Raw genomic sequence first — 21,608 nt, forward strand, 5'->3', positions numbered from 1 at the left:
GTCAGCCCTCGCGCTCCTTCCAGAAGTCGGCCTGTACCTTTGCAGCTTCCTCAGCCAGGAATGGGCCCTTCACCACGATATCGCGCTGCCCGGCAGCAAAGACCGTGCGGCACGGCAGATCCAGCGTCGGGTTTTCCGGGTGACCGCCGGTCATCTCCTTCAGCGATCGTTCGCTCTGGCCATAGACCACGCGGCCGATGCCTGCCCAATAGACCGCGCCGGAACACATGGCGCAGGGCTCGGCAGAGGTGAACATGGTGCAGGACGCCAGAAACTCCGGCTTCCATTTCTTCGCAGCCCGGCTCGCCAGCAGCTTTTCGGCGTGCGCCGTCAGATCGCCGCCTTCGGCTGAATAGCCGTTGCCCTGTTCCATCAGAACCTCGCCGTCGGGCCCGGCAAGCAGGCAACCGAAGGGATGATCGCCGCCCTTGCGGGCCTCATCGGCGATGGCGATGGAGCGGCGCAGCAGTTCTTCGTCTCGGGTCTCGTCGAATACCGGCATTGATGACTTACCTTTCGGATTTCGGCAGCGACCAGGGGGCGAAGCGCTTCTGGATGAAGCCGACGAGGCGGAAGAGCGCCAGCGACAGCATCACCAGAATGACCAGCCCGGAGAAGGCCTGCGGGATCTTGAAGAAGGAGGTGGAGAAGGCGATGAAGAACCCGAGGCCGTTTTCGGCCGCCACAAATTCCGCCACCACCGCGCCGATGACGGCAAGCGTCGTGGAGATCTTCAGCGCGGAGAAGAGGAACGGCAGCGCGAAGGGCAGCCGGATATGGAAGATCTCGCTCGACCGCCCTGCCCTCAGAGAGCGCGACAGCTCGATCAGCTCCTCGGGCGTGGCGAGCAGGCCGGTCGTGGTGGAGACGACAATCGGGAAGAAGGTGATCAGGAAGGTGATCACCACCTTCGGCAGATCACCGGAACCAAGCGTGACCACAATGATCGGCGCAACGGCCACCACGGGCGTGGACTGGATCACCACCAGCATCGGGTAAAGCGTGCGCGACAATAGCCGCGACATAGCCAGACCGATCGCCAGCGGGATGGCAACCGCGATGGCCAGCGCATAGCCCATGACGGCGACGCGGAACGTGGCCCAGATGTGGTTTGCCCAGATGAACCATTCCACCTTGAAGCCATCTGTAACGATGCGCGAGGGCGACGGCAGCAGGAAGGACGGGATCTTGAAGGCGACGGTCGCCGCCTGCCAGGTGGCGAGCACGAAGACGACGGCCAGCAGCGGGGCGAAACGGTCAGCGAGACGTAGAACGTTTTTCACGGGGCTCTGTCTCCTTCAGGCCGCGACCGGCTTGGAGAAGAGTTCTCCACGGATGTGATTGGCAAGTTCGGTGAAGGCGGGGTCGGAGAGCGTGTCCATGGTGCGCGGACGGGCAAAGGGCACGTCGATGACCTCTCGCACCGTGCCGGGGCGCTCCGACATGACGATGATGCGGTCCGATAGCAGCAGCGCCTCGGGAATGGAATGGGTGATGAATAAGACCGTCTTCGGCCGCTCAGACCAGATGCGAAGAAGCTCAAAGCTCATCTCATCGCGCGTCAGGGCGTCGAGAGCCGAGAAAGGCTCGTCCATCAAGAGAATGTCGGGATCGAGCAGCAAGGCGCGGGCGATGGCGACGCGCTGCTGCATGCCGCCGGAAAGCTCGTCGATGCGCTTTTCGGCGAAATCGCCGAGGCCCACCAACTTCAGCAGTTCATGTGCGCGGTCGATATCCTCGCGCATGACCCGGCCATACTTGTGGCGCATCGGGAAGGTGACGTTGTTCAGCACGTTGAACCAGGGAAGCAGGGTCGGCTTCTGAAAGACGATGCCGATCTCGTCGCGCGGCTGGGTCACTTCCATGCCGTAGATCTCCACTGCCCCTTCGCTGGGGTGAATGAGACCTGATACGAGGCGCAGAAGCGTGGACTTGCCACAACCCGACGGTCCGAGCACAGACACGAATTCGTGGCGCTCGATGTCGAAGTTCAGCTTGGTCAGGGCGTGGATCGGACGCCCGTCATTTCCGGTGAAGACCTGTTCGACATTGGAAAACCGGATGACCGGGAATTTGGCCGCCATGCCTGATACCTGACAAAAGAGAGACGTTTCGCGGAGTTTCGATGTGCCGGCGGGCGGACGAAGCCGCCCACCGGCGCCCCCTCCCGGGCAAGGAAAGCCGGGGAAAATTCAGTGCGCTTTTTCCTAATCAGCAAAGCTGCGGTCGATGACAGTCTCCGGATCGAGGGCCCCCATCTCCATGCCCTGCGACTTGGCAACCCAGCTCCAGGTGGCCTTCAGGAGTTCCGTCTCGAAGGTGCCCGCGCCATTCTTTTCGGAAATCTCGTTGACCATCAGCGGAATGGACGCTTTCCACTGTTCCACGGCAGTCGCTTCGTCGATTTCCGGCACCATGGCCTTCAGAGCGGCAGCAGCGCCTTCCGGGTCCTCAATGGCCATGGACGTGGCCTTCTGATAGGCCGCGGCGAAGCGCTTGAGAACTTCCGGGCGGTCCTTGATCATCGTGTCGGAGGCGAAGATCGACAGGCCGTAACCGTCAAAGCCGTATTCCGACCAGGGTAGCGACTTGAAGGTCTTGCCCGCCTCACCCAGCGGCCCGGCAAAGGCCGGGGCGACCGTCATCCAGTTGATGGTCGCATCCACCTGACCGGTGGCCAGCATCGGGGCGAGAGCGCCAGGATCGACCTTCACAACCTGAACGCTTGCCGGATCGATGCCATTGGCTTCCAGCACCAGCGGCCACACGACGTTGGAGGAAGAGAACGTCGCGGTGGCGATCTTCTTGCCAGACACATCGGCGAGTTTCTCGATGCCACTGTAGGTGGTGGTGAAGATGGCATCGGGCTGCTTGGTGTAGACGGAAAGGATCCCCTTGGCCGGGGCCTTTTCCGTCGCGACCGCTTGAAGCAGTGCGGACAGACCGCCGGAACCAACATCGGCCGCCCCGGTGGAGAGCTTGGTCACCACATCGGACGAGCCCCGACCGACCAGCACGCTCACGTCGAGATCGGCTTCGGCGAAGATGCCCTTCTCCACGCCGTAATAGATCGCGGCCTTGTCGCCGGCAGGCAGCCAGTCGATCATGAACTTGACGGCATCGGCAGCGCTTGCGACGCCCACGGAAGCCGCGAGGAAAGCGGCGGAAGCAAGGAAGGACTTCATGAGGCGAGTTTTCATCAGGAGGCTCCGTCTGTAAGGGGTATCGGCTTTCTTGTCGTTGCAATGTCGTCCGGCGTGTCGGCGCCCTCTTCCCGCAGAAAGGGCAGAAGAGCTTCTGCGAGCAGATGGGGGGCACTGACATGGGGGGCGTGGCCGGTCGGCAGCGAAATCACGGTCGCGCCGGGCACGAGCTGCTGCATGCGGCGCTGAACCTTGAGGAGAACCGAGCGGTCCTCGGTCGCCTCGACATAGATGCGGGGCACACGCCCGAAACGGCCCGGTGTCGTGGTCACGCGGATGGCGCGCCCACCCTCCCCCTGCGGCGTCAGACGGGCGGCTCCGGCTGCGGCCAGATCCGGCGCACAATCGCTGAAGAGGATCGCGGTAGCAGCGGCGCGCGGCACGGTGGAGACCTGACGGTCCGCCGACCATGACAGTTCGCTTGTGACGCCCGATGGCAAGGCGCTTTCACCATCGACCTCGCGCTGCACATCGGCGAAGGACCAATCCGACGGCAGCATCATTCCCGCGATATAGATGATGCGGGCGACCTGATCGGCATGGCGTTCGGCGAGCGCGGTCGCGACCAATCCACCGCCGGAGTGGGCCACCAGGGTAACCGGGCGACCGATGGCCTCCAGAACGCCATCAAGATATCGAAGATAGAGAGCGAGCGTGACGTCGCGCGGATCGACATCGCCATTGCCGTTTCCGGGCAGATCGAGAGCGTGCACGGAGAAGCCCTCCGCCTCCAGCAGCGGCGCGAAGGCATCCCAGACCCAGCTTCCCTGCCAGGCACCATGAATGAGTAGGATGGGATCGCTCGCCATGCCGTTTCGCCTCACTTGTAGGTCTTGGCGTACATGGCCTTGAGGTGATCCTCCACGCGGATCGGCGGATAGTCCGGGACTTCGCCTTCATCGAGGCAGGTTGAAATGCAGGCGACCTCGTAATCGGGATTGCCGACATGAAAGAACGGGATCGAATAGCGTTCGCGGCCTGAGGCATTCACCACACGGTGGAGGTTGGAACGGTATTTCCCGTTGGTCCAGCGCTGGATCATGTCTCCGAGATTGCAGACAAAGGTGCCTGGGATCGGATTGGCATGGATCCAGCTTTCCGCATCGTTGTCATAGACCTGAAGGCCTCCGACATCGTCCTGCATCAGGACGGTCAGGCCACCGAAGTCCGTGTGAGCACCAGCCCCCTTCTCGCCCTCCTCTGCGTCGGGACGCTGGGGCGGATAGTGCAACAGGCGGAGCGTCGTCAGAGGATCGCGGCAATAGGGAGCGAAATGGTTCTCGTCGAGATCCAGCGACAGAGCCAGACCGCGCATCAACCGTTCGCCAAGCTCCTGAAGGGCCGCGAAATAGGCGACCATGGTGGGCCGGAAGCCCGGCAGGTCGCCCGGCCACTGGTTCGCACCACGATTGAACCGCCCTTCCTGAATCCGCGGATCATCCTCAGGCAGCTCGACACCGATATAGAAGCCTTCCTTGCGGTCGGGCGGGGCATCGGCTTCCAGCGTCTGCCCCCCCAGCACCTCATAACCACGATTGCAGCCGGATTTCGATTTCTCGATCGCCATCTTGCGCTCAAGCGGCTGGTCGAAGAGAGCCTTGGTCTCCGCGAACATGGCGTCGATCAGGCCCTGCGGGACGCCGTGCCCCGCGCAGTAGAAGAAGCCCTTGTCGAGACAGGCAGTGCGAAGCGCCTCCCCCACAGCCTTGCGCCGCGCCGGATCTGAGGAAGAAAGGTCAGAAACATCGATGACCGGCAAAGCGGCGGTATCAAGCTGACGGGCAGAAAGGGCGGCTTGTGCAGACATTTTTCGTCCCCGGAATGCGATCTCCAGGGAAGGTTATTATGTCGCAGGTGATGCCAAATAGAATTATCTTTCGCCAGGGGAGATGCCATTTCGGCATCGCATATCAACCTTGCACAACATGCCTAATATGGAAGCAAAAGCGGTCCGTCTCTTCTGAAATGGGAGATACGTTTTCGCCGAAGAAAAGAACCCGGTGTGCAAACCTTGGCGTTTCGAGGCGGCTTTCCTGCTATCGAGCTGGAATACCTTCCACATTCCAATTGCACCGCATATCGGTGAAAGCGCCTCATTCCCTGCCGCTAGGGGGCCCCGGGAACATCTCTTCTGCCCCGGCATGGATGCGGGGGTTCATAGACTGAGGCGCATCACGGGTCGCTCTGCTCGTTCCTTTGGCGTTCCTGCAATTCTGCAGTCAGCAGCTGAAGGAACAGGTCGACGGGCGCGGGAAGCGACCTTCCGGCCCTCACATAGACGCCGAGATCGCTCAAAATGGGCCCATTCAGGGGCACATGAACGAGCGCACCGGATTCGATCATGGTTTCCAACCCGATCGGGGTCTGGAAGGCAATGGCCTCACCGGTTCGCACGAGCTGGTGCATCAGCTCGATGGAGTTGGTGCGCATGACCGGGTCCACCTGCCGATTTGCCTGCCGCATGACGGGAGCGAGCAACTGGTTGATGGAGAGATCGCGGGCAGCCATTACCAACGGATAGTCGCTGCAAGCGGCGAAGCTGAGCTTCTCGCGCCCAGCCAGCGGATGATCGGAGGCCATGATCGCGCCAAGCTTGAAGCTTGCGACATAGACCTGCCTGAGATCGGGATAGCGCGGAAGGTCGAACGCGAATCCCACATCGGCCATGCCCGTTTCGAGTGCTTCGGGGATGGAGCCGGAGCCCATCATCTTCACTTCCGCCGTCACGCGCGGCGCGCGTTCGCGCAAGCGCCCGAGAACCACAGGCAGAAGCGAGGAACACACGCTCTCAACGGCGGCGATTTCCACGTGCCCCACACGGGCGCCCTTCAAAGCTTCGATTTCCGCGCTGGTGCGGTCGAGGTCCTGCAACACGACGATGACATGGTGTGCGAGGATTTCGCCCGCCGTAGTCAGGGTCACACCAGAGGGGGTGCGATCAAAAAGGGGCGTACCGATTTCCGCCTCAAGCTTCAGGACCTGACGGTTGACGGCGGAGGAAGCCACATTGAGCCTGCGGGCGGCTTCGCGAATGGAGCCCGCTCGCCTGACGGCGTCGAAATATTGCAGGGCGCTGGAATGGATACGCATGGCACGTCCGGGACCGGAAAGTGAGGACATCCAGAGTAGCCGGGATGTCGGTGCGTTGGAAAAGCAAAATACCGAGACGAAATCCAGCCCTACAGTCCGTCTTGAGCGTCCTTATGCAGATCCAGACGCCGCTCCTGATCCTGATGGCGCAGGATTACGTGATCTGCGACGATTTCAGCCACCGTCCAGTCACCAATTTCATCGCCCGTGGTCACCCAGTTCTCCGCCCCCGAGCCCCGCGCGGACAGAAGCGCCTTGGTCTCGTTTGTGGTGATCAGAACCCCCCTGAGGACGACATCAGGCTCGTCCACCAGGAAAGACGGCGCAGGCTCTGGTTCCGGCGCGGCGGCAAGCTCTTTCTCGCTGATATCACTGGGCATCCGCCGCCCCTCAATGAAAAGCGGAGCCTCGATGATTGCGGTGAGGCTGGAGGCATCCCGCCCCTGCCATTCGGGCATGTCGGTAGGCAACAGGTCCGAAGCAGAGGTATCGCGGAGATCGGCCCGGATGGGCGAAATGTCGACCGGTTGGCTCAAACGCGCGACAAGCGCCAATGCGAGAACGCCCGCGAGCGATAGAAGCAACAGCGTCATCAAGAAGGACGGCAGGCGGGTGGTCATGATCCCTCCTGCAAGGCATAGGGCGCATAGATATCGAGGCGGGCGGCCAACGGCAGTTTCTGATCCGCTCTGGGCTGACCAAAGATCTGCTGGCGCCGAAGGTCGGCCCCCAGAATGAAGAGATAGGGCTCGGCGTTTTCGATTGCGCCGATCAGATCGCGGATCGCAGCGATCTCACCTTCGCATTCCACACGCAATCCCAGCGCTTCGAAGGGCTGGATACTGCGCGGGTTCATTGGCGAGACGCTGATCACGGTGACATTGTAGGCCCTTGCGCGCGCTTGCAGGAACTCCTGCACCTGCGCGGCGACGATCGACCGGCTCTGTCCACGCCAGCCCTGCCCAGCCGCATCGGCAGCGACTTCGGGCGCGGAGGCATTCGCCGAGGCAAGGATCGCTTCCACCCGACCAAGCTGATGACGCACATCATCGATCTCGCGGCCCACTTCCGAATAACGTTGATATGCAGGAAGGATCACCCCCGTGGCGACAAACCACAGCACCAGCGCCAACAGAGCGAGCGCGGCCATGCGGCTTGCGGCGTGGCGAAGGGTTGCGGGCATGTCAGTCATTGTCCGCCCCACCAGTTGCCTCAAGTGCGAAGGTGATGTCGAAGCGCTCCAGCCGATCATCGGGGTTGATCATCACCGGCGAGGCGAAGGTGACGTCGGCAACCTCGTCCAGTTCCTCAAGCCGCGCGATCAATGGCGCGGCCGAGCGCGCGAAGCCTGCGATCCGGCCTTTGTCCGCGCTGATCTCCAGTGAACTCAGAAACACCGTATCCGGCAGTGAGGCGGAGAGTGCATTCCAAACCGCATTGACCTGCGGGGTCGTTGCCTTTTCGCGCAACAACGCGACACTCGCGTCATATTCCGCCACCGCATCGGCCTGGGCCCGACGCAGACGAATGGCACGGCTCTTCAGTTCTTCAAGCCGTGCGTTTGCCCCCTCAAGGGCCACCTCCCGCTGCCAGTAGGAAAGCCCCGCAAGCCCGGCTGCCAGAAGCAAGACGACGACAGCCAGCCCGGCATTGAGCCGCCGCCAGCGACGACGGAACTGGTCGTGAGGCGTTTCCAGCCGCATCAGTTCCAGTACGCGCCCACTCTCCATGCCGCGATAGGTGATCTCGCCCACTCCCAGCCCGTTCGCGGAGGCAAGCGACAGGATCTGAAGCACCAGATCGCGGCGCAAGATGACGGTCTCCACCTCGACCTGTCTGTCCGCCCGCCCCGTCACCTGCCAGCGCCAAACAGCACTCGCACCGGAAAACGGCGTGGACTGCTCGATATCGAGCGCCACGATATCATCGAGCTTGGAAAGCGCCCCTGCGGGATAGGTCTGCTTTCGGACGAGAACAAGGTCCGATGCCAGTTCGAGCACCAGCGGCTGCGCGCGGTGGCGCGTGTTTGCCAGGGCCTTGGCAAGCGCCTGCCAGCTTTCCGCATCAAGCGTTGCGGCAAGCCCTGTGCCATTTGCGGCATCCCCGCCGCGGGTGCGGGAGAGCCGGACGCGCGGACCGGACGTCTTGCGCAGGCGCGCCAGACGCAGCAGCGGCGCGAAGCTGGCGCTCAGTTCCCCTCGCCACCAGGACCAGAATGCGAGCACGCCATCTTGAAGCCATGGCAGAGAAGAATTGTCAGTTAGTCTGGCCATGCACGTTATGTTCTATTGGTGGCATCCAACGGAAAATCCGAATCTCGTTGGGCAATCCGGCCCGCTGCCGAACTGGCAGAAGGATCGATACTTCCAGCCAGAACCGATATCGGAGCTTTTCACAATTGAATCAGGTCGGACCAAGCCAAGCGAAGCTCGTAGATACCATGTCGGCAGCTTTGCTGGAAATGAAGATCCTTGATGGTGCCGCAGTGGAACGCGCGCGCCGCGCGCAAGCCCAAACCTCCGCCCGCTTCGACACGGTTCTGACCGAACTCGGTCTCCTGGGCGATGCGGATCTCGCGCATTTTTGGGCCCAGTGGCTGAATATTCCCCGGTTCCAGTCGAATATGACACCATCGGCCCCGGTGCTGGAAGACCTGCTTCCCCTGAGCTTCCTGGCGGCGAATTCCGTCGTGCCGCTTTCCCATGAGACGGGGCGGCTCGAAGTCGCCATGGCCGATCCGCTCGACAGAGAGGCAATTTCGGCCATCGGGTATCTGCTGGACGCCGAAATCCAGCCGGTTGCCGCCAGTCGCAAGGAAATCGCCGATCTGCTGAAGGCGCTCTATGAGCCGGTTGCCGTGGAAGCCGACATGCGCGCGCCGTCGGGTGCAGCCGTTAGCCAATCGGACGTGGAGCATCTTCGTGCGCTCGCCAATGAAGGCCCGGTGATCCAGCACGTCAACGCGATCCTGTCGCAAGCGCTGGAACGCGGAGCATCGGACGTTCATCTGGAACCCGACACGCATGGGCTTCTGGTTCGCCTGAGGATAGACGGGCATCTGCATGATCTGGAAACCGTTGACAATGAGCGGCGCGCGGCGGTCGTCTCACGCGTGAAGATCATGGCGCGCATGGATATTACCGAGCGCCGCCTGCCGCAGGATGGCCGCGTGACGGTGACGATCCGCGGACGCGACACGGACCTGCGTATCTCCACCCTGCCCACCATGCACGGCGAAAGCACCGTCATCCGTCTTCTGCGGCGCGACGAAACCGGCCTCGACTGGAAGACCCTCGGCTTCACCGACCAGTTGCGTGACACGCTCTCCGACATTCTCACCAACCCAAACGGGGTCTTTCTTGTCACCGGGCCCACCGGCTCCGGCAAGACCACGACGCTTTACACCGCGCTGCGGCAACTCAATGCGCGCGACAAGAAACTCATCTCCGTTGAAGATCCGGTCGAAATCCGCCTTCCCGGCATCAATCAGGTTCAGGTGCAATCCGATATCGGGCTCGATTTCGCCAATGCGTTGCGCTCCATCCTGCGGCAGGACCCGGATATCGTGATGATCGGCGAAATCCGGGATCTGGAGACCGCCGAGATCGCCATCCGCGCCTCGCTGACGGGCCATCTCGTTCTATCCACCCTCCACACCAACAATGCGGCCGCCGCCATCACCCGGCTCATTGAAATGGGCACCCCCGCCTATCTCGTGGCGGCCTGCGTACGCGCCGTTCTCTCCCAACGCCTGGTACGCATCCTCTGCCCGACCTGTTCGAAACCACTCGATGCGGCGCTCGTTCCCCCCACCATTCGCCAGGCCGATGAAGCGGCGGGGCGTTCGGCGCACTATCGCCAACCCGTTGGCTGCGCCGCCTGCCGGGGCACGGGCTATTCGGGGCGCAAGGTCATTTGCGAACTGGTGCCCATAGATGCGCAAGTGCGCGAGCATATTCTGGCTGGCCACGGTGAGGAGGCCATCGGCGACGCGGCACGTCAGGCCGGGAATTTCCGGTTGGTGGATGACGGTTTGCGGCTCGCGCGCGAGGGACGCACCTCGCTGGAGGAAGTCTTGAGCATCACCGGGCGCAGCATCTAGGGGATCGGGCAGGACGGCATGGCCGAATTCGCTTACAAAGCCTATTCCGCAAACGGCGCACTTGTTTCCGGCCATCTCGACGCGGCTTCGGAAACGGTGGCCTTTTCCCAGTTGCGCGAACGCGGTCTGGTGCCGGTGGAAATCGCCCCCGGCGCGGCGCCGCGCGATGCGGCAAAGGCTGCGGCGCGTACGCGCGACGCAAAGCTGCTCGCACGCTTCACCCGCATGATGGCGAGCCTCACCGCCTCCCATGTTCCCGTCATTGATGCGGTGGCGATTGCGCGCGACAGCGAAAAACGTGCGCGCCCGCGCACAGCCCTTGCCAAGGTGCATGAGGCGATCCTCAATGGCGCGGATCTTTCCGATGCGCTTGAGCGGGTTCCCGGCCTTGCGCCTCCGGCCTATCAAAGCCTCATCCTGGCGGGTGAGCGCTCCGGTGCGCTGGCCTCCGTTCTTGGAGAACTGGCGGGCCATCTGGAGCGCGAACAGGAAACGCGCTCGCGGATCCGCTCAGGCCTGCTTTACCCCTCCATCCTGTTCCTGACCTCCCTTGCCGTGGTGATGGTGATCGCCACGGTTCTGGTGCCCGCCGTTGCGCCGCTTTTTGAAAATGCCGGACAGGAAACACCGGCGATCATCTCCTTCATCACAGCCGCCAAGGCTTTCATAGCGGATTACTGGATGATCCTGCTTGTCGGGCTGGCGGCAAGCGGGCTGCTCCTCTATCGCGCGCTTCGAACAGAGGCCGTGGGCGGTGCGGTTGAAAAAGCGCTCTTCGCGCTGCCGCTCATCGGCAATCTGAAGGCCAATATCGAGATCGCACGTTTCGCACGCACGCTTGGAACGATGCTTCGAAACGGCGTCTCGCTGGAACACGCGCTTGAGACGACCAGAGGGACGCTTGCCTCGCGCAGCTATCGTCACACGATCGGACACGCCATTGCCGCACTTCGAAACGGCGAGCGCCTTGCGAGCATGCTAGATGCCGCCCCGCATATCCCGATGATTGCGCGTCGCATGGTACGCATCGGAGAGGAAACGGGCACCCTGCCCGATATGCTCGATCATGCGGGCAAGGTGCTGGAAGCGGAAGCCGGGCGCCAGATCCAGATCATCTTTCAGCTCGTGCCGCCCATCCTGACACTCGCCATCGGTCTTGGCGTCGGCAGCTTCATACTGGTCATCATGGACGCAGTGCTCAGCGTCAACGATCTGGCGTTCTGATCATGGGAGCACGATGCAAAGCCCGGCGCCGCGGTTTCATCCTTCTGGAAACGCTGGTGGCCTTCGCCATCCTCGCGGTGATGCTGGCCGCCGCTTACCGGCTCACCGGTACCAGCGCAACAAATCTTGCGCGTGCGGACGCTGTGCGCGACGTGTTGGAGGCGTTGCAATCTGAACTGGACGCAACACTCAGCGGCCCGGCCTTGCGCCCAGGCTCGGATGTGGCGGCACTCGGTACGGGCTATCAGCGCGTTCGCACGATCCGACGGGTTCGCGCCATCGGGCAATACGGCGGTCAGGTTGCGCTCTTTCGCGTCGAGATTGCAGCCTATCGCAATGAGGACACGGCGCAGACCCGCCCTGTCATGCAGCTTTCCACCTTGCGGGTAGAACGCGAGAGGAGCGGCCAATGAGGCGACAGGCGGGCTTTGCCGTGATGGAGCTCCTGATCGCGATGGCACTGCTGTCGGTGATTGCGAGCTTCATTGCCGGATCGCTCGCCTTCGGCAACCGTGTGTGGGAGCGGACAAACGCGATCTCGGATAACGGCCAGCGGCTCAGCGAAATCGCCTTTATCCGAGACAGCCTCTCCCAGGCCCGCATCTTCCCGCGCACAAGCAACAGTCAGACGGCTTTCAACGGCCAGCCGGACGGATTTTCGCTCATCGTGCTGCGATCCGCGCCGGGGTACGCCGCAGATCAACCCTGGCGGATCACCTTTTCCCACATGCCGCGAACCGATTTCATAATCGTCGGTCTAACACCCGACTTTCCCGGCCCTGCAAACACATCTGAGCGCAAGCTCCTCAAGGGGCTGGATGCGATCTCCGTGCGTTACCATGGGCGCCTGCTCGATCAGGACCGTGCGCGGTGGCAAGACGAATGGAGCGACCAGCCCCACCTGCCCGAGCGAATCGAGATTTCGCTTTCCTTCAAAGCCGGCGCAAAGGGTGAGGCCGCACAAAACACGACGGTGATCGTGCGCCCGAAGGTCCAGTAGCGCGAGGTGTTGTCCGCTCGCCGGAGCTACCAGTTCCCCACATCCTGATCCTCGCCAGAGCCACCTTCCGATCCGTCGCGCCCCAGCGTGAAGACATCGAATTCGGACCGCTGACCGGGATAGCGGTAGCGGTAGGGCCGGTTCCACGGATCCATCAGCGCGGATGCCTGCTTCAGATAGGGACCGTTCCAGCGGGTCTCAGCCGGCGGTGCACTGACAAGAGCGGCAAGCCCAACATCCTCGCCCGGATAGCGGCCCGTATCGAGGAAATAAAGCTCCAGCGAGCTTTCGATCTCCTTGATCTGGAGAGCGGCGGTTTTGGTCTTGGCACGGGAGAAATAGTTGATCGCACGCGGGCCAACGACACCGGCGACAAGCGCGATGATGGCGAGAACCACCAACACTTCCAACAGCGAGAACCCGCGGCGCGAAGCCCTGCCGCGGTAAAACCGTCTTTTCCGGCGCGCCTCATCCCGCGCCTTGCCCCTATCCGACATACTTTCCTCAACTTCCCGTCCCGAGGCCTGAGGCCGCAGACCCACCTCATCTAGCCGAAAGTAATCGGCCCAAAAACCCAGACCGTCCAGATGCCAATCGCCAGAAAGGGCGCAAAGGCGATGCGACGCCGCAGATGACGCCGCCCCCCGCGCACCCGGCGCATGAGCAGAACGGCAATTGCCGCAAGCGATCCGAGCAACAGTGCGCCCGGCACTCCCTCAGGCCCGAGCCAGGCCCCGGCAGCCGCAAACAGCTTGATATCGCCGAGCCCCAGCCCCTCACGGCCGCGAAAACGCCTGTAGATCACGGCCACCGCCAACAGGAGCCCGCCTCCTGCCACCGCGGCTACCGCATGCGTCATTAGAGACGCGGGGTCAAGCAGCCACGTCGCGCCAAGCCCTAGCGGGATGAGGCCGAGACTTGCCGTATCTGGCACGATGAAATCATGCGCATCCAGCGCCGCCACCCAGCACAGGAACCCGGCCAGGACGCCCCCGGCGGCCATGGCGGTGGGCGGATATCCGCCCCTTATCGCCCAACCGAGCGCCGCTATTGCCGCCAGTATCAATACAAACCGCAGGGCAATGCGCCAGCGCCGTGCCCTGGCAGCCGCCCCGGAAGCCGCCATGACAGCCGCCTTGCCGGTCAAGCCTTGGCGATGTCCTGCCGGTGTGGTCTCTGATATGACAGTGCGGCGCTGAATTGCCATGATGGATGCGTCTTGGACCCCTGGGCCTGCCTGAGCTGATGAAACGCCTCAAAACCCTGCTGAAAAGTCTGTTTCCAGCCTCGAGCCACGGCAGGTCGGCAAAGCGCGGCTTTTCCATCGTGACCGTGCTCTTGAGCCTCACGCTGCTGGCAACCATTCTGGCGGGATTTGCGAGCGTGGTCCAGAACCGCACTGCGCGCATTGCCCGCGAAGTTCAAAGCGCGCGCGTTCAACGGGCCGCCGAAGCCGGTGTTGCGATCGCCGTTGCGCGGCTTCTCGGACATGCCGCGATGGACGAGGAGATCGCGGCCCGCAGCCCCGTCAACGGCACACCGTTCACCTGTCGCCTCGACGCCGAGACCGTTCTCGTGATCGCCATGCAGGACGTGGCCGGGCGAGTGGACCTTAACACCGCTACCGATGGTTTGCTGGGGGCCCTGCTCGCCGAACAGACGGATGCGGACAATGCAAGCCGGTTGGTGAGAGCGATCCTGGCGCGCCGCCAGACGAACGGCTTCAAACTGGTTGAGGAACTCGCGCAGCTACCGGGCGTGAGCCCGGAGCTCTACGGCACGTTGCAACCCGACATCACCGTGAGCAGCCGCCTTTCCGCACTTCACCAAGGTTCCGCCCGCCCCGCCTTGCGCACCCGCCTTTCACAGGCGGGCCTGGCAGCAGAAACGGTCTATTCAGCACAAGCCACCCGGCGCGACTTTGAAATTTCCGTGCTGGCCCGTTCTGCGCGCGGCAGCGGTTATCTCGTTGAAACCACAGCGCGTATTCGGCCCGGGTCGAATCCCCCACATGACATCTTGAAGTGGAACGGTCGCCTCGTTCGCAACGCCACCGTGCCCCCGGCTTATGCCGACTGGCTGAATAGTCTTGCGGAACAAGAATCACCGTCCTGTACCAGCTCGTAAAAGGCTCGCCAAAGGAAGTGGCTCTGCCTCCTGCCCTGCGGAATCCCACAATGTCTCGACCTCCCGCTTCCACGTCATTTTGCGCAGATTTTGTCGTTCATCTGAGGGAGCGAGACATTTCTTGTTGATGCCATGTGGATAAGGTCTGTTTGACATCGCAGGCCTCCATGAAAAGCCTATCCCTTGCCGGTGCGGACTGCTGTGGTGCAAGACGCGTATGGGGGAGTAATCGGATTTGGAACCAGGCAATCGGACAAGGCACAGGCTCTTGCGCGTGCTTGCCGGGTTCATGACCGGGCTCTTGGCGCTGGTCGCGTTGGCCGGTTGTACGGAAACCATGTCCGATCTTGCCGAGGGTCCCGCCTCGCGTGACATCACGCCCAGCGGCTTTTCCCGATCCCACCTGCCTGGCAACGTCCCCGCACGAAGCGCCGCGCGCGCCTATTCGCCCAAGGCACAACTCTATCCCGGCACCGCGCAATTCGTCGGCGCCAGCGCGAGCGCGCCTTACACGATCACCGATCAGGACCGGGTTCATCTCAGCCTCGTCAATGCGAGCATCGAATCCGCGGCCAAGGTGATCGTTTCCGACATTCTCGCCCGCAATTACGTGATCGACCCGCGCGTGAAGGGCACGGTCACGATCCAGACCACGAACGCCATCGCCAAGAGCGCCATGCTCGACACCTTCGATGCGCTCTTGCGGTTCTCCGGTGCGGCCATCGTCGGGGATGGAGATCTGGTGCGCATCGTGCCGGCTTCCGACCCGGGTGTGCTGGCGGTCAACAATCCCGCACCGGGAGGCGACCGGACGCGCGGCATCGGCCTTTCGGCCAGAGTGGTGCCGCTGGAATTTGTCTCCGCGCGGGAGATGCAGCGCCTGCTTCAGCCGATCATCGGCGCCGACAAGATCCTGCACGTGGACGAGCGCCGCAACATCCTGATCCTCGGCGGCAATCCGCGCGAGATCGCGACCGCCCTTGACGCCATTTCCCTGTTCGACATCGACCAGATGAAGGGCATGTCCTTCGCGCTCCTGCCGGTGAAGAACGCCGATCCGGATTCGATTGTCACCGAACTCGATACGATCTTCGCCACCGAGGACGGCGGCGCGCTGAAGGGCGTGGTGCGGTTCGTGCCCAACACGCGGCTCAATTCCATTCTCGTGATCTCGTCGCGCCCGCGCTATCTGCAAAAGGCGGAGCAATGGGTGTCGCGGCTGGACCGCATCGCGGGCGGAACGAAGCGTCAGCTTTTCGTCTATTCCATCCAGAACCGCGCCGCCAACGAGTTGGCGACACTTCTGGCCAATATTCTTGTCGATCCCAAAGCCAAGGCGAACAGAAACGGCGAAACGACCAATCCCTCGCGGGTCGGCTCCGCCTTCGAGACGGCCGCTGCCGCGCGGGCCGCAACGCTCAGCGGTACCGGGTCTTCACCGACCACCGGCACTGCGACCGGTTCCGGCTCAACGGTTGGCCAAGGCCTTGTCAATTCAGCCGCAGCCATGCCTGCCACATTCACGACCTCCGGGCTTTCCGGGTCCGGCGCGCAGTCGGAAGACGGTATTCGCGTCGTGGCGGACGAGGCCAACAATGCCGTTTTGATCTATGCGACGCCGGATGAATACAACGCCATCCTGAACATGCTGAAGCGGCTGGATTCCCTGCCAAACCAGGTTCTTCTGGAGGCGACGATTGCCGAGGTGACACTAACGGATGAACTGAAATTCGGTCTTCGGTGGTTCTTTGAAAGCGGCAACTACAGTTTTTCGCTGAGCGATGCCTCGAACGGCGCGGTCGGTTCGGTCTTTCCCGGTTTCTCGTTCCTATTTTCCGGCGGCAGTGCCGCCGTGGCGCTCAACGCGCTCAACGCGATCACCGATGTCAACGTCATCTCCTCCCCCAACCTGATGGTGCTGGACAATCGCAAGGCCGTTCTGCGCATCGGCGATCAGGTGCCCATCGCCACACAACAGGCCGTCGACACAACCAGTATCAATACGGTCGTGAACACCATCGAGCTGAAGGATACCGGCATCATCCTGACCGTCGTGCCGCGCGTGAATGACAGCGGGCGCGTCATTCTCGATATCGAACAGGAAGTCTCTGACGTGGTGCCAACCACCACCTCCGGCATCGACAGTCCGACGATCCGCCAGCGCAAGGTCAACACGACGGTGGTGGTCAAGGATGGCGACAGCCTTGCACTTGGCGGCCTGATCCAGCAACGGGATTCGGTCACCAAATCTCAGGTGCCGGTGCTGGGCGATGTGCCGGTGGTGGGCAACCTCTTCCGCCACAAGCAGGACACCAAGACCCGCACGGAACTCCTTATCCTGATCACGCCCCATGTGGTGCGCGACTTCCAGGAAGCCAACGACGTGACAGACGAGTTCCGCAAGCAACTTGGCGGTCTGCATGCGCTGGGCAACACACCGCGCAGCAACCTTCACGACAAGCTGAACCGGCTGGCGCGCTAGCAGCGCCAGACTGCCGCCTTACGGGCACCGGGAGCCGTCGCTCACGTTTTTCGCGTTGCCCCGATCAAAGGGCGTGCGCGAATTCCGTTGTCGACTGAGCTGCCCTTGCCCAGCGTGCAGTACGCTCAAATGCTCCAAAGGAATAGATGTGAAGCTGGAGCGGTCCGCGCTCATGCAGGGATTTCAGGCCCGCTTCAAGATCACTGATAACTCGGTCAGGCCCCGCGCTGTGGAACGAGGGGGGAGTTTGCCGGTTTCCGGCCGATGGCGTGTCGACGCCGCACCGCAAGGACAGCTTCATCAAACTCGCAGCGTTTGCAGGCCCGGCGATGCCGAGCCGGACCGGCAATTTCGGCTCCAGTGTGCGAAGCCAGCTCAACCAATGCAGGATGCGTGTGGCATCAAAGCAAAACTGGCTCACCACATAGGGCTCCTTGCCCGAACCGCGCGCCGCCAGCACCTTTTCCGCCAACAGAAGAGAACGCTGGCTGTCATCCACAAAGGGATGGCCTTCCGGATAACCGGCAAGACCAACCCGCTCGATGTTCGATCCGGCAAAGGCTGCGCTGGAAATCAGGTCAAGACTTGAGGCGAAAGGCCCACGCGCGGCCGAGATATCTCCAGCCACCACGAGACAATTGCGCACCCCTGCCCGCAACTCCGCCTCGCCGAGCATGTCGGCTAGTTCCTGCTCGCAGGAGAACTTGCGCGCAGCCAGATGCAACACAGGGCTCAGCCCCGCGTCCCTGAGGGCCGCGGCTGAGGCAAGCTGATCCTTGTCGGGGACACGGGCAATCGCGCTCAGATAGACGTCTGTGCCAGGCTCCAGGATGCCGCCGACCGTCTGTACCGTGGCCGCGTCGGGCAGTACCGCCTCTATCGACCAGCCACGCAACCACAAGGGCGTTCTTTCCGGGCCACTAGCATTACTGGCCCTTACGACAGTTTCGGCGCGGATTTCGCTCACCGGCACACCTCCCCCAAAGCATAGAAAAGCAGGCTCTTACCGACCTTTGGATCCGGCAACAGTCTACCCTTGCGTCAAGTACGGTAAAACCGAAATCGGCCATGCGGAGCGTGAAAACTCCGTGACCGGCATATGTGCTTTCGAAGATACTTTGGGAAAAAGGGACGCTGCCACTGACGATCATCGGAAGAAATGGGAGAAAGACCGAACAGGACAGGCAGCGACAGCGCCCAGGGACATATCTACATATCTTGAGTTTTTTCGTCAAGTTTAAATTCGCACACCCGCCGGAAAAACGATTTCCACTTACTATTCATGCCCTTAAGGGGCCATTCTTGAGCAGCCGAGACCGACGATCGGATACAAAAAAGGCCGACTTCAAAAAGCCGGCCTTCGCATCTCTCTCGCTGGGTTTCACGCCCTGTCGCCGCGATTAGGGCAGCTCCGCCACTTCCATCATCGGATGGGTCGCCACTTCCAGGCTCAGCAGCGAGCGCAGGTTCTGGCGGTTGCGGGCAATATCGTCGATCGTGTAGCGATCCAGCACATCGAAGAACGCGGCCAGCGCTTCATAGAGCACACGGTTGAATTCGCATGAGGAGATCAGCGGGCAATCCCGCTTGCCCGGATCGAAACAGTCGGAAAGATGGAAATTCTCTTCCGCCGCCCGGATCACCGCCCCCAGAGACATCTCATCCGCCGGCTGGGCGAGCATGATTCCCCCGTTGCGACCGCGCAAAGTCTTGATGAATCCGTTGTCGACGAGGATCTTCATCACCTTGAAAAGGTGGGTTTCCGAAATCCCGTAAGTTGCGGCGATTTCAGGCACCTTGCTCGGCTTGTCAGGGTTCGCCGCGCAATAGAGCAGCGTGCGCACCGCATAGTTTGCCTGAAGCGTCAGTCGCATTGTGGCTCCCTACCGAACCGGTATCCGGCTCACTTTACCTTCTTCGGTCTTCCCATCTTTTCAATAAGCGATCCCAGCGGGATTTTCAATGGAGCGGGCAAGATCGCAACACGCAGCCTGGAACCATTCTGGCTTCTTTTCCGTATTAGTAAGACCTGATAGAGGTTTTCCAATAAGAATGGTGGCGTGGGCAGGACGGGCACCTACTGGCAGAATCGACGATCGCGTGGCGACATGTCGTCGCCCGATTTTCTGCCTTTGCCTGCGGTTGTGACGCGCTGGGGAATGAGTTGAGCGTATCCGATATGGCGCTTCGGCACCAAGATCACTGCGGAAAGGAACAGGTTCGCCAGGTCACGGCGCGGGTCAGCCGTGCCGTATTGATCGCGAGCCTGACGCTCGCCCTTCAGACGCCGTACATCCCGTCCGCCTCCGCCTTCGAACTGTTCGGCATGAAGTTTTTCGAATCGGACGCAGACGAAACCGCAGACGTTCCCGATCCCCTGCCCTATGAAGCCACCCTCACGCTCACTGGCGGCAACGAGGATCTGAAGGACCTGCTGGCGGGCCACTCCACCCTCGTTTCAAAACAGGAAACACCGCCCTCGGGCGAGCCGGGCCTGATTTCGCGCGCCCTTTCCGATCAGGAGCAACTGCTTGCGCGCCTATACAGCGCCGCGCGTTACGGCGGCACGGTCGAAATAGCGATTGCCGGGCGGCCCTTGTCGCAGGTCCTTGATACGGGAACCTTCCCGCACCGCGACGGAATGCCGGTTCCCGTGACCATTCGCGTGTCGGCGGGACCGCCGTTCACCTTCGACCAGACGCGCATCGTCGCGTCCGGCGACGCGCAATTGCCGCAGCTGGACGCGGTGACCTTTGGCCTTATCAAGGGCGCACCGGCAAGCTCGGACACGATCCTCGATGCTGAGGGCGCCATCGTCGACACCCTGAAGCGGCTCGGCCATCCCTTTGCCTCTGTAACGGGCCGCGACATCGTTGCCGACCACGCCAACAGTACGGTCGACGTCACGCTCAACGTCTCGGCTGGCATGGAAGCCGTGTTCGGCACGGTCAGCGTATCGGGCACACGCAAGACCGACCCCAATTTCGTCATCCAGCAGGCAAACATTCCCGTAGGATCGCGCTATACGCCAGAGACACTGCGCAAGGCGGAAAAGAACCTGCGTGACCTCGGGATATTCTCAAGTGTGCGGATCGTCGAAGCCGAACGCGTGGACGGCGATGGCCATCTGCCGCTGACCATCGAGGTGAGCGAACGCAAGCGCTCGGTCATTGGGGGTGGTGCGACATGGTCGAGCACGGAGGGTGTCGGTCTTGAAGCCTATTGGCGCCATCGCAACCTGTTTGGCCGCGCCGAGCAGCTTTCCATCGAGGCCTCTGTCGGTCGCCTGACCAATGGCGGGCTCGATGAACTTGAATACAACACAGCGGTCACCTTCACCAAGCCCGGCGCCTTCGGACCCGCCACGAGCTTCTCCGCCACACTTGGCGCGCGGCAGGAGAACCCGGAGACCTACCAGTCCCGTGCGGTCTATGGAAAGCTCCAGGGCAGCAAGGACCTGAGCGAGACATTGAAAGTTTCTCTCGGTAGCGAAATGTCATTCGCCCGCGAGGAAGATGCGCTGGGCACGGGCAATTATGCGCTGTTCGGCATCTTCGGTCAGGTGAGCTGGGATACGCGCGACAATATCCTGGATCCGACAAAGGGCTTCCGCATCACCGGCAAGTTCGAACCCGCCTATGACATCGAGACCGGCGGGATCATGACCTTCGTCAAGGCAGATGCTGCGGCCTATCGGGCGGTGGACGAGGCCAAGCGCCTTGTGCTCGCAGGACGCGTTGGGGCGGGCAGCATCGTGGGGGCGTCGCTGAGCGATATCCAGCCAAGCCGGCGCTATTATGTGGGCGGCGGCGGATCGGTGCGGGGCTATGCCTATCGCAATGTGGGACCGCGCGTGAACACGGCGAACGGTGTGGAGGTCATCGGAGGCTTGAGTTATGTGGAGGCTTCCGCCGAAGCGCGCATCAAGGTCACCGATACCATCGGCGTCGTACCCTTCATCGATGTGGGCGCGGCCTATGCAGACGAGATCCCAGACTTTTCCGAGCCTCTTAAGATCGGCACCGGACTGGGACTGCGTTACTATACCCCCATCGGCCCGTTGCGCTTTGACGTGGCCGTCCCGCTCGATCCGGGACCGGACGACCCGAGCTTCGCTCTCTATCTGGGCCTCAGCCAGGCGTTCTGAGCACACGGGGGCCCTGCATCGGCTGACGGTTCGTCTCCCCCTACGCGTTTTCCTGAATATCCATCATCCGTCCGTTCTGGACTTCGCCGCTTTTCCTCCTTGTTATGAGGGTATGCAGGCAAGATAACGGATCGAACTATTAGAGGAGCCGGCCGCCCTTGGTGTTTGCGTTGGCGGCCAGATCGACAAACGCCCCTGTGCCGCGCCGCGACGATTAAGCTGTTAAGCTTGCA

General features: G+C 62.1%; 21 protein-coding genes. 7 read left to right on the top strand and 14 right to left on the bottom strand.

The window, feature by feature from the left end:
* Position 1: 1 nt before the first annotated feature.
* The 10 genes from ABGM93_RS06460 to ABGM93_RS06505 all read right to left on the bottom strand — a co-directional run bounded on the left by ABGM93_RS06460 (position 2) and on the right by ABGM93_RS06505 (position 8,566).
* Positions 2–502, bottom strand: coding sequence for a nucleoside deaminase (locus tag ABGM93_RS06460; protein WP_321504504.1), 501 nt, complete (start codon positions 500–502; stop codon positions 2–4).
* Between the two features lie 7 nt (positions 503–509).
* Positions 510–1,244, bottom strand: a complete 735-nt coding sequence (locus tag ABGM93_RS06465; protein WP_321505771.1) for an ABC transporter permease — start codon at positions 1,242–1,244, stop codon at positions 510–512.
* A 54-nt stretch (positions 1,245–1,298) separates the two neighbouring features.
* Positions 1,299–2,084, bottom strand: a complete 786-nt coding sequence (locus ABGM93_RS06470) for an ABC transporter ATP-binding protein (protein WP_319774049.1) — start codon at positions 2,082–2,084, stop codon at positions 1,299–1,301.
* A 123-nt stretch (positions 2,085–2,207) separates the two neighbouring features.
* Positions 2,208–3,200, bottom strand: a complete 993-nt coding sequence (locus ABGM93_RS06475; RefSeq protein ID WP_321504510.1) for an ABC transporter substrate-binding protein — start codon at positions 3,198–3,200, stop codon at positions 2,208–2,210.
* On the bottom strand, positions 3,200–4,012 hold the full coding sequence (locus tag ABGM93_RS06480) for an alpha/beta fold hydrolase (protein WP_321504511.1): 813 nt from the start codon (positions 4,010–4,012) through the stop codon (positions 3,200–3,202). Before ABGM93_RS06480 ends, ABGM93_RS06475 begins: the two co-directional genes overlap by 1 nt.
* 11 nt (positions 4,013–4,023) lie before the next feature.
* Positions 4,024–5,010 carry a 2-oxoglutarate and iron-dependent oxygenase domain-containing protein gene (locus ABGM93_RS06485; RefSeq protein ID WP_321504512.1) on the bottom strand — a complete coding sequence of 329 codons (987 nt, stop codon included), beginning with the start codon at positions 5,008–5,010 and terminating at the stop codon, positions 4,024–4,026.
* Positions 5,011–5,375: 365 nt separating this feature from the next.
* Positions 5,376–6,293: a LysR family transcriptional regulator gene (locus ABGM93_RS06490; protein WP_321504514.1), complete on the bottom strand. Its 918-nt coding sequence runs from the start codon at positions 6,291–6,293 to the stop codon at positions 5,376–5,378.
* 89 nt (positions 6,294–6,382) lie between these two features.
* On the bottom strand, positions 6,383–6,913 hold the full coding sequence (locus tag ABGM93_RS06495) for a hypothetical protein (protein WP_321504516.1): 531 nt from the start codon (positions 6,911–6,913) through the stop codon (positions 6,383–6,385).
* Positions 6,910–7,476, bottom strand: a complete 567-nt coding sequence (gene gspM, locus ABGM93_RS06500; protein ID WP_321504522.1) for a type II secretion system protein GspM — start codon at positions 7,474–7,476, stop codon at positions 6,910–6,912. The genes ABGM93_RS06495 and gspM overlap by 4 nt, the downstream gene beginning before the upstream one ends.
* 1 nt (position 7,477) lies before the next feature.
* Positions 7,478–8,566 carry a PilN domain-containing protein gene (locus tag ABGM93_RS06505; protein WP_321504524.1) on the bottom strand — a complete coding sequence of 363 codons (1,089 nt, stop codon included), beginning with the start codon at positions 8,564–8,566 and terminating at the stop codon, positions 7,478–7,480.
* Positions 8,567–8,733: 167 nt separating this feature from the next.
* Here ABGM93_RS06505 and ABGM93_RS06510 point away from each other — a divergent pair, with 167 nt between their 5' ends.
* From ABGM93_RS06510 to ABGM93_RS06525, 4 genes are read left to right on the top strand one after another with little or no spacing between them, the layout of a single operon-like run.
* Positions 8,734–10,395 carry a GspE/PulE family protein gene (locus tag ABGM93_RS06510; protein WP_321504526.1) on the top strand — a complete coding sequence of 554 codons (1,662 nt, stop codon included), beginning with the start codon at positions 8,734–8,736 and terminating at the stop codon, positions 10,393–10,395.
* Positions 10,396–10,413: 18 nt separating this feature from the next.
* Entirely contained in the window at positions 10,414–11,619 is a 1,206-nt protein-coding gene (locus tag ABGM93_RS06515) for a type II secretion system F family protein (RefSeq protein ID WP_321504528.1), read from the top strand.
* A 2-nt stretch (positions 11,620–11,621) separates the two neighbouring features.
* Positions 11,622–12,032, top strand: a complete 411-nt coding sequence (locus ABGM93_RS06520) for a type II secretion system protein (protein WP_321504530.1) — start codon at positions 11,622–11,624, stop codon at positions 12,030–12,032.
* Positions 12,029–12,619 carry a prepilin-type N-terminal cleavage/methylation domain-containing protein gene (locus ABGM93_RS06525; protein WP_321504533.1) on the top strand — a complete coding sequence of 197 codons (591 nt, stop codon included), beginning with the start codon at positions 12,029–12,031 and terminating at the stop codon, positions 12,617–12,619. The genes ABGM93_RS06520 and ABGM93_RS06525 overlap by 4 nt, the downstream gene beginning before the upstream one ends.
* A gap of 26 nt (positions 12,620–12,645) precedes the next feature.
* On the opposite strand, the gene gspG is transcribed toward ABGM93_RS06525, so the two are convergent.
* Both gspG and ABGM93_RS06535 read right to left on the bottom strand, forming a co-directional pair.
* Positions 12,646–13,116: a type II secretion system major pseudopilin GspG gene (gene gspG, locus ABGM93_RS06530; RefSeq protein WP_319774061.1), complete on the bottom strand. Its 471-nt coding sequence runs from the start codon at positions 13,114–13,116 to the stop codon at positions 12,646–12,648.
* A 50-nt stretch (positions 13,117–13,166) separates the two neighbouring features.
* On the bottom strand, positions 13,167–13,826 hold the full coding sequence (locus tag ABGM93_RS06535) for an A24 family peptidase (RefSeq protein WP_321504536.1): 660 nt from the start codon (positions 13,824–13,826) through the stop codon (positions 13,167–13,169).
* 38 nt (positions 13,827–13,864) lie between these two features.
* Between ABGM93_RS06535 and ABGM93_RS06540 the strand changes: the two genes are divergently transcribed.
* The gene (locus ABGM93_RS06540) at positions 13,865–14,746 is read left to right on the top strand and encodes a hypothetical protein (RefSeq protein ID WP_321504538.1); all 882 of its coding nucleotides are present in this window, start codon (positions 13,865–13,867) and stop codon (positions 14,744–14,746) included.
* A gap of 274 nt (positions 14,747–15,020) precedes the next feature.
* Positions 15,021–17,228 (top strand): type II secretion system secretin GspD, encoded by a 2,208-nt coding sequence (gene gspD, locus ABGM93_RS06545; RefSeq protein WP_321505773.1) that lies wholly within the window; start codon positions 15,021–15,023, stop codon positions 17,226–17,228.
* Positions 17,229–17,292: 64 nt separating this feature from the next.
* On the opposite strand, the gene ABGM93_RS06550 is transcribed toward gspD, so the two are convergent.
* Both ABGM93_RS06550 and ABGM93_RS06555 read right to left on the bottom strand, forming a co-directional pair.
* Entirely contained in the window at positions 17,293–18,195 is a 903-nt protein-coding gene (locus ABGM93_RS06550; protein WP_321336329.1) for a methylenetetrahydrofolate reductase, read from the bottom strand.
* Between the two features lie 433 nt (positions 18,196–18,628).
* Positions 18,629–19,102, bottom strand: coding sequence for an Rrf2 family transcriptional regulator (locus ABGM93_RS06555; protein WP_319774065.1), 474 nt, complete (start codon positions 19,100–19,102; stop codon positions 18,629–18,631).
* Between the two features lie 290 nt (positions 19,103–19,392).
* On the opposite strand from ABGM93_RS06555, the gene ABGM93_RS06560 reads away from it, so the two are divergent.
* Positions 19,393–21,375 (top strand): autotransporter assembly complex family protein, encoded by a 1,983-nt coding sequence (locus ABGM93_RS06560; RefSeq protein WP_321504541.1) that lies wholly within the window; start codon positions 19,393–19,395, stop codon positions 21,373–21,375.
* The last annotated feature ends 233 nt before the right edge of the window (positions 21,376–21,608 follow it).

Source organism: Breoghania sp. (assembly GCF_963674635.1).
Taxonomy (GTDB): domain Bacteria; phylum Pseudomonadota; class Alphaproteobacteria; order Rhizobiales; family Stappiaceae; genus Breoghania.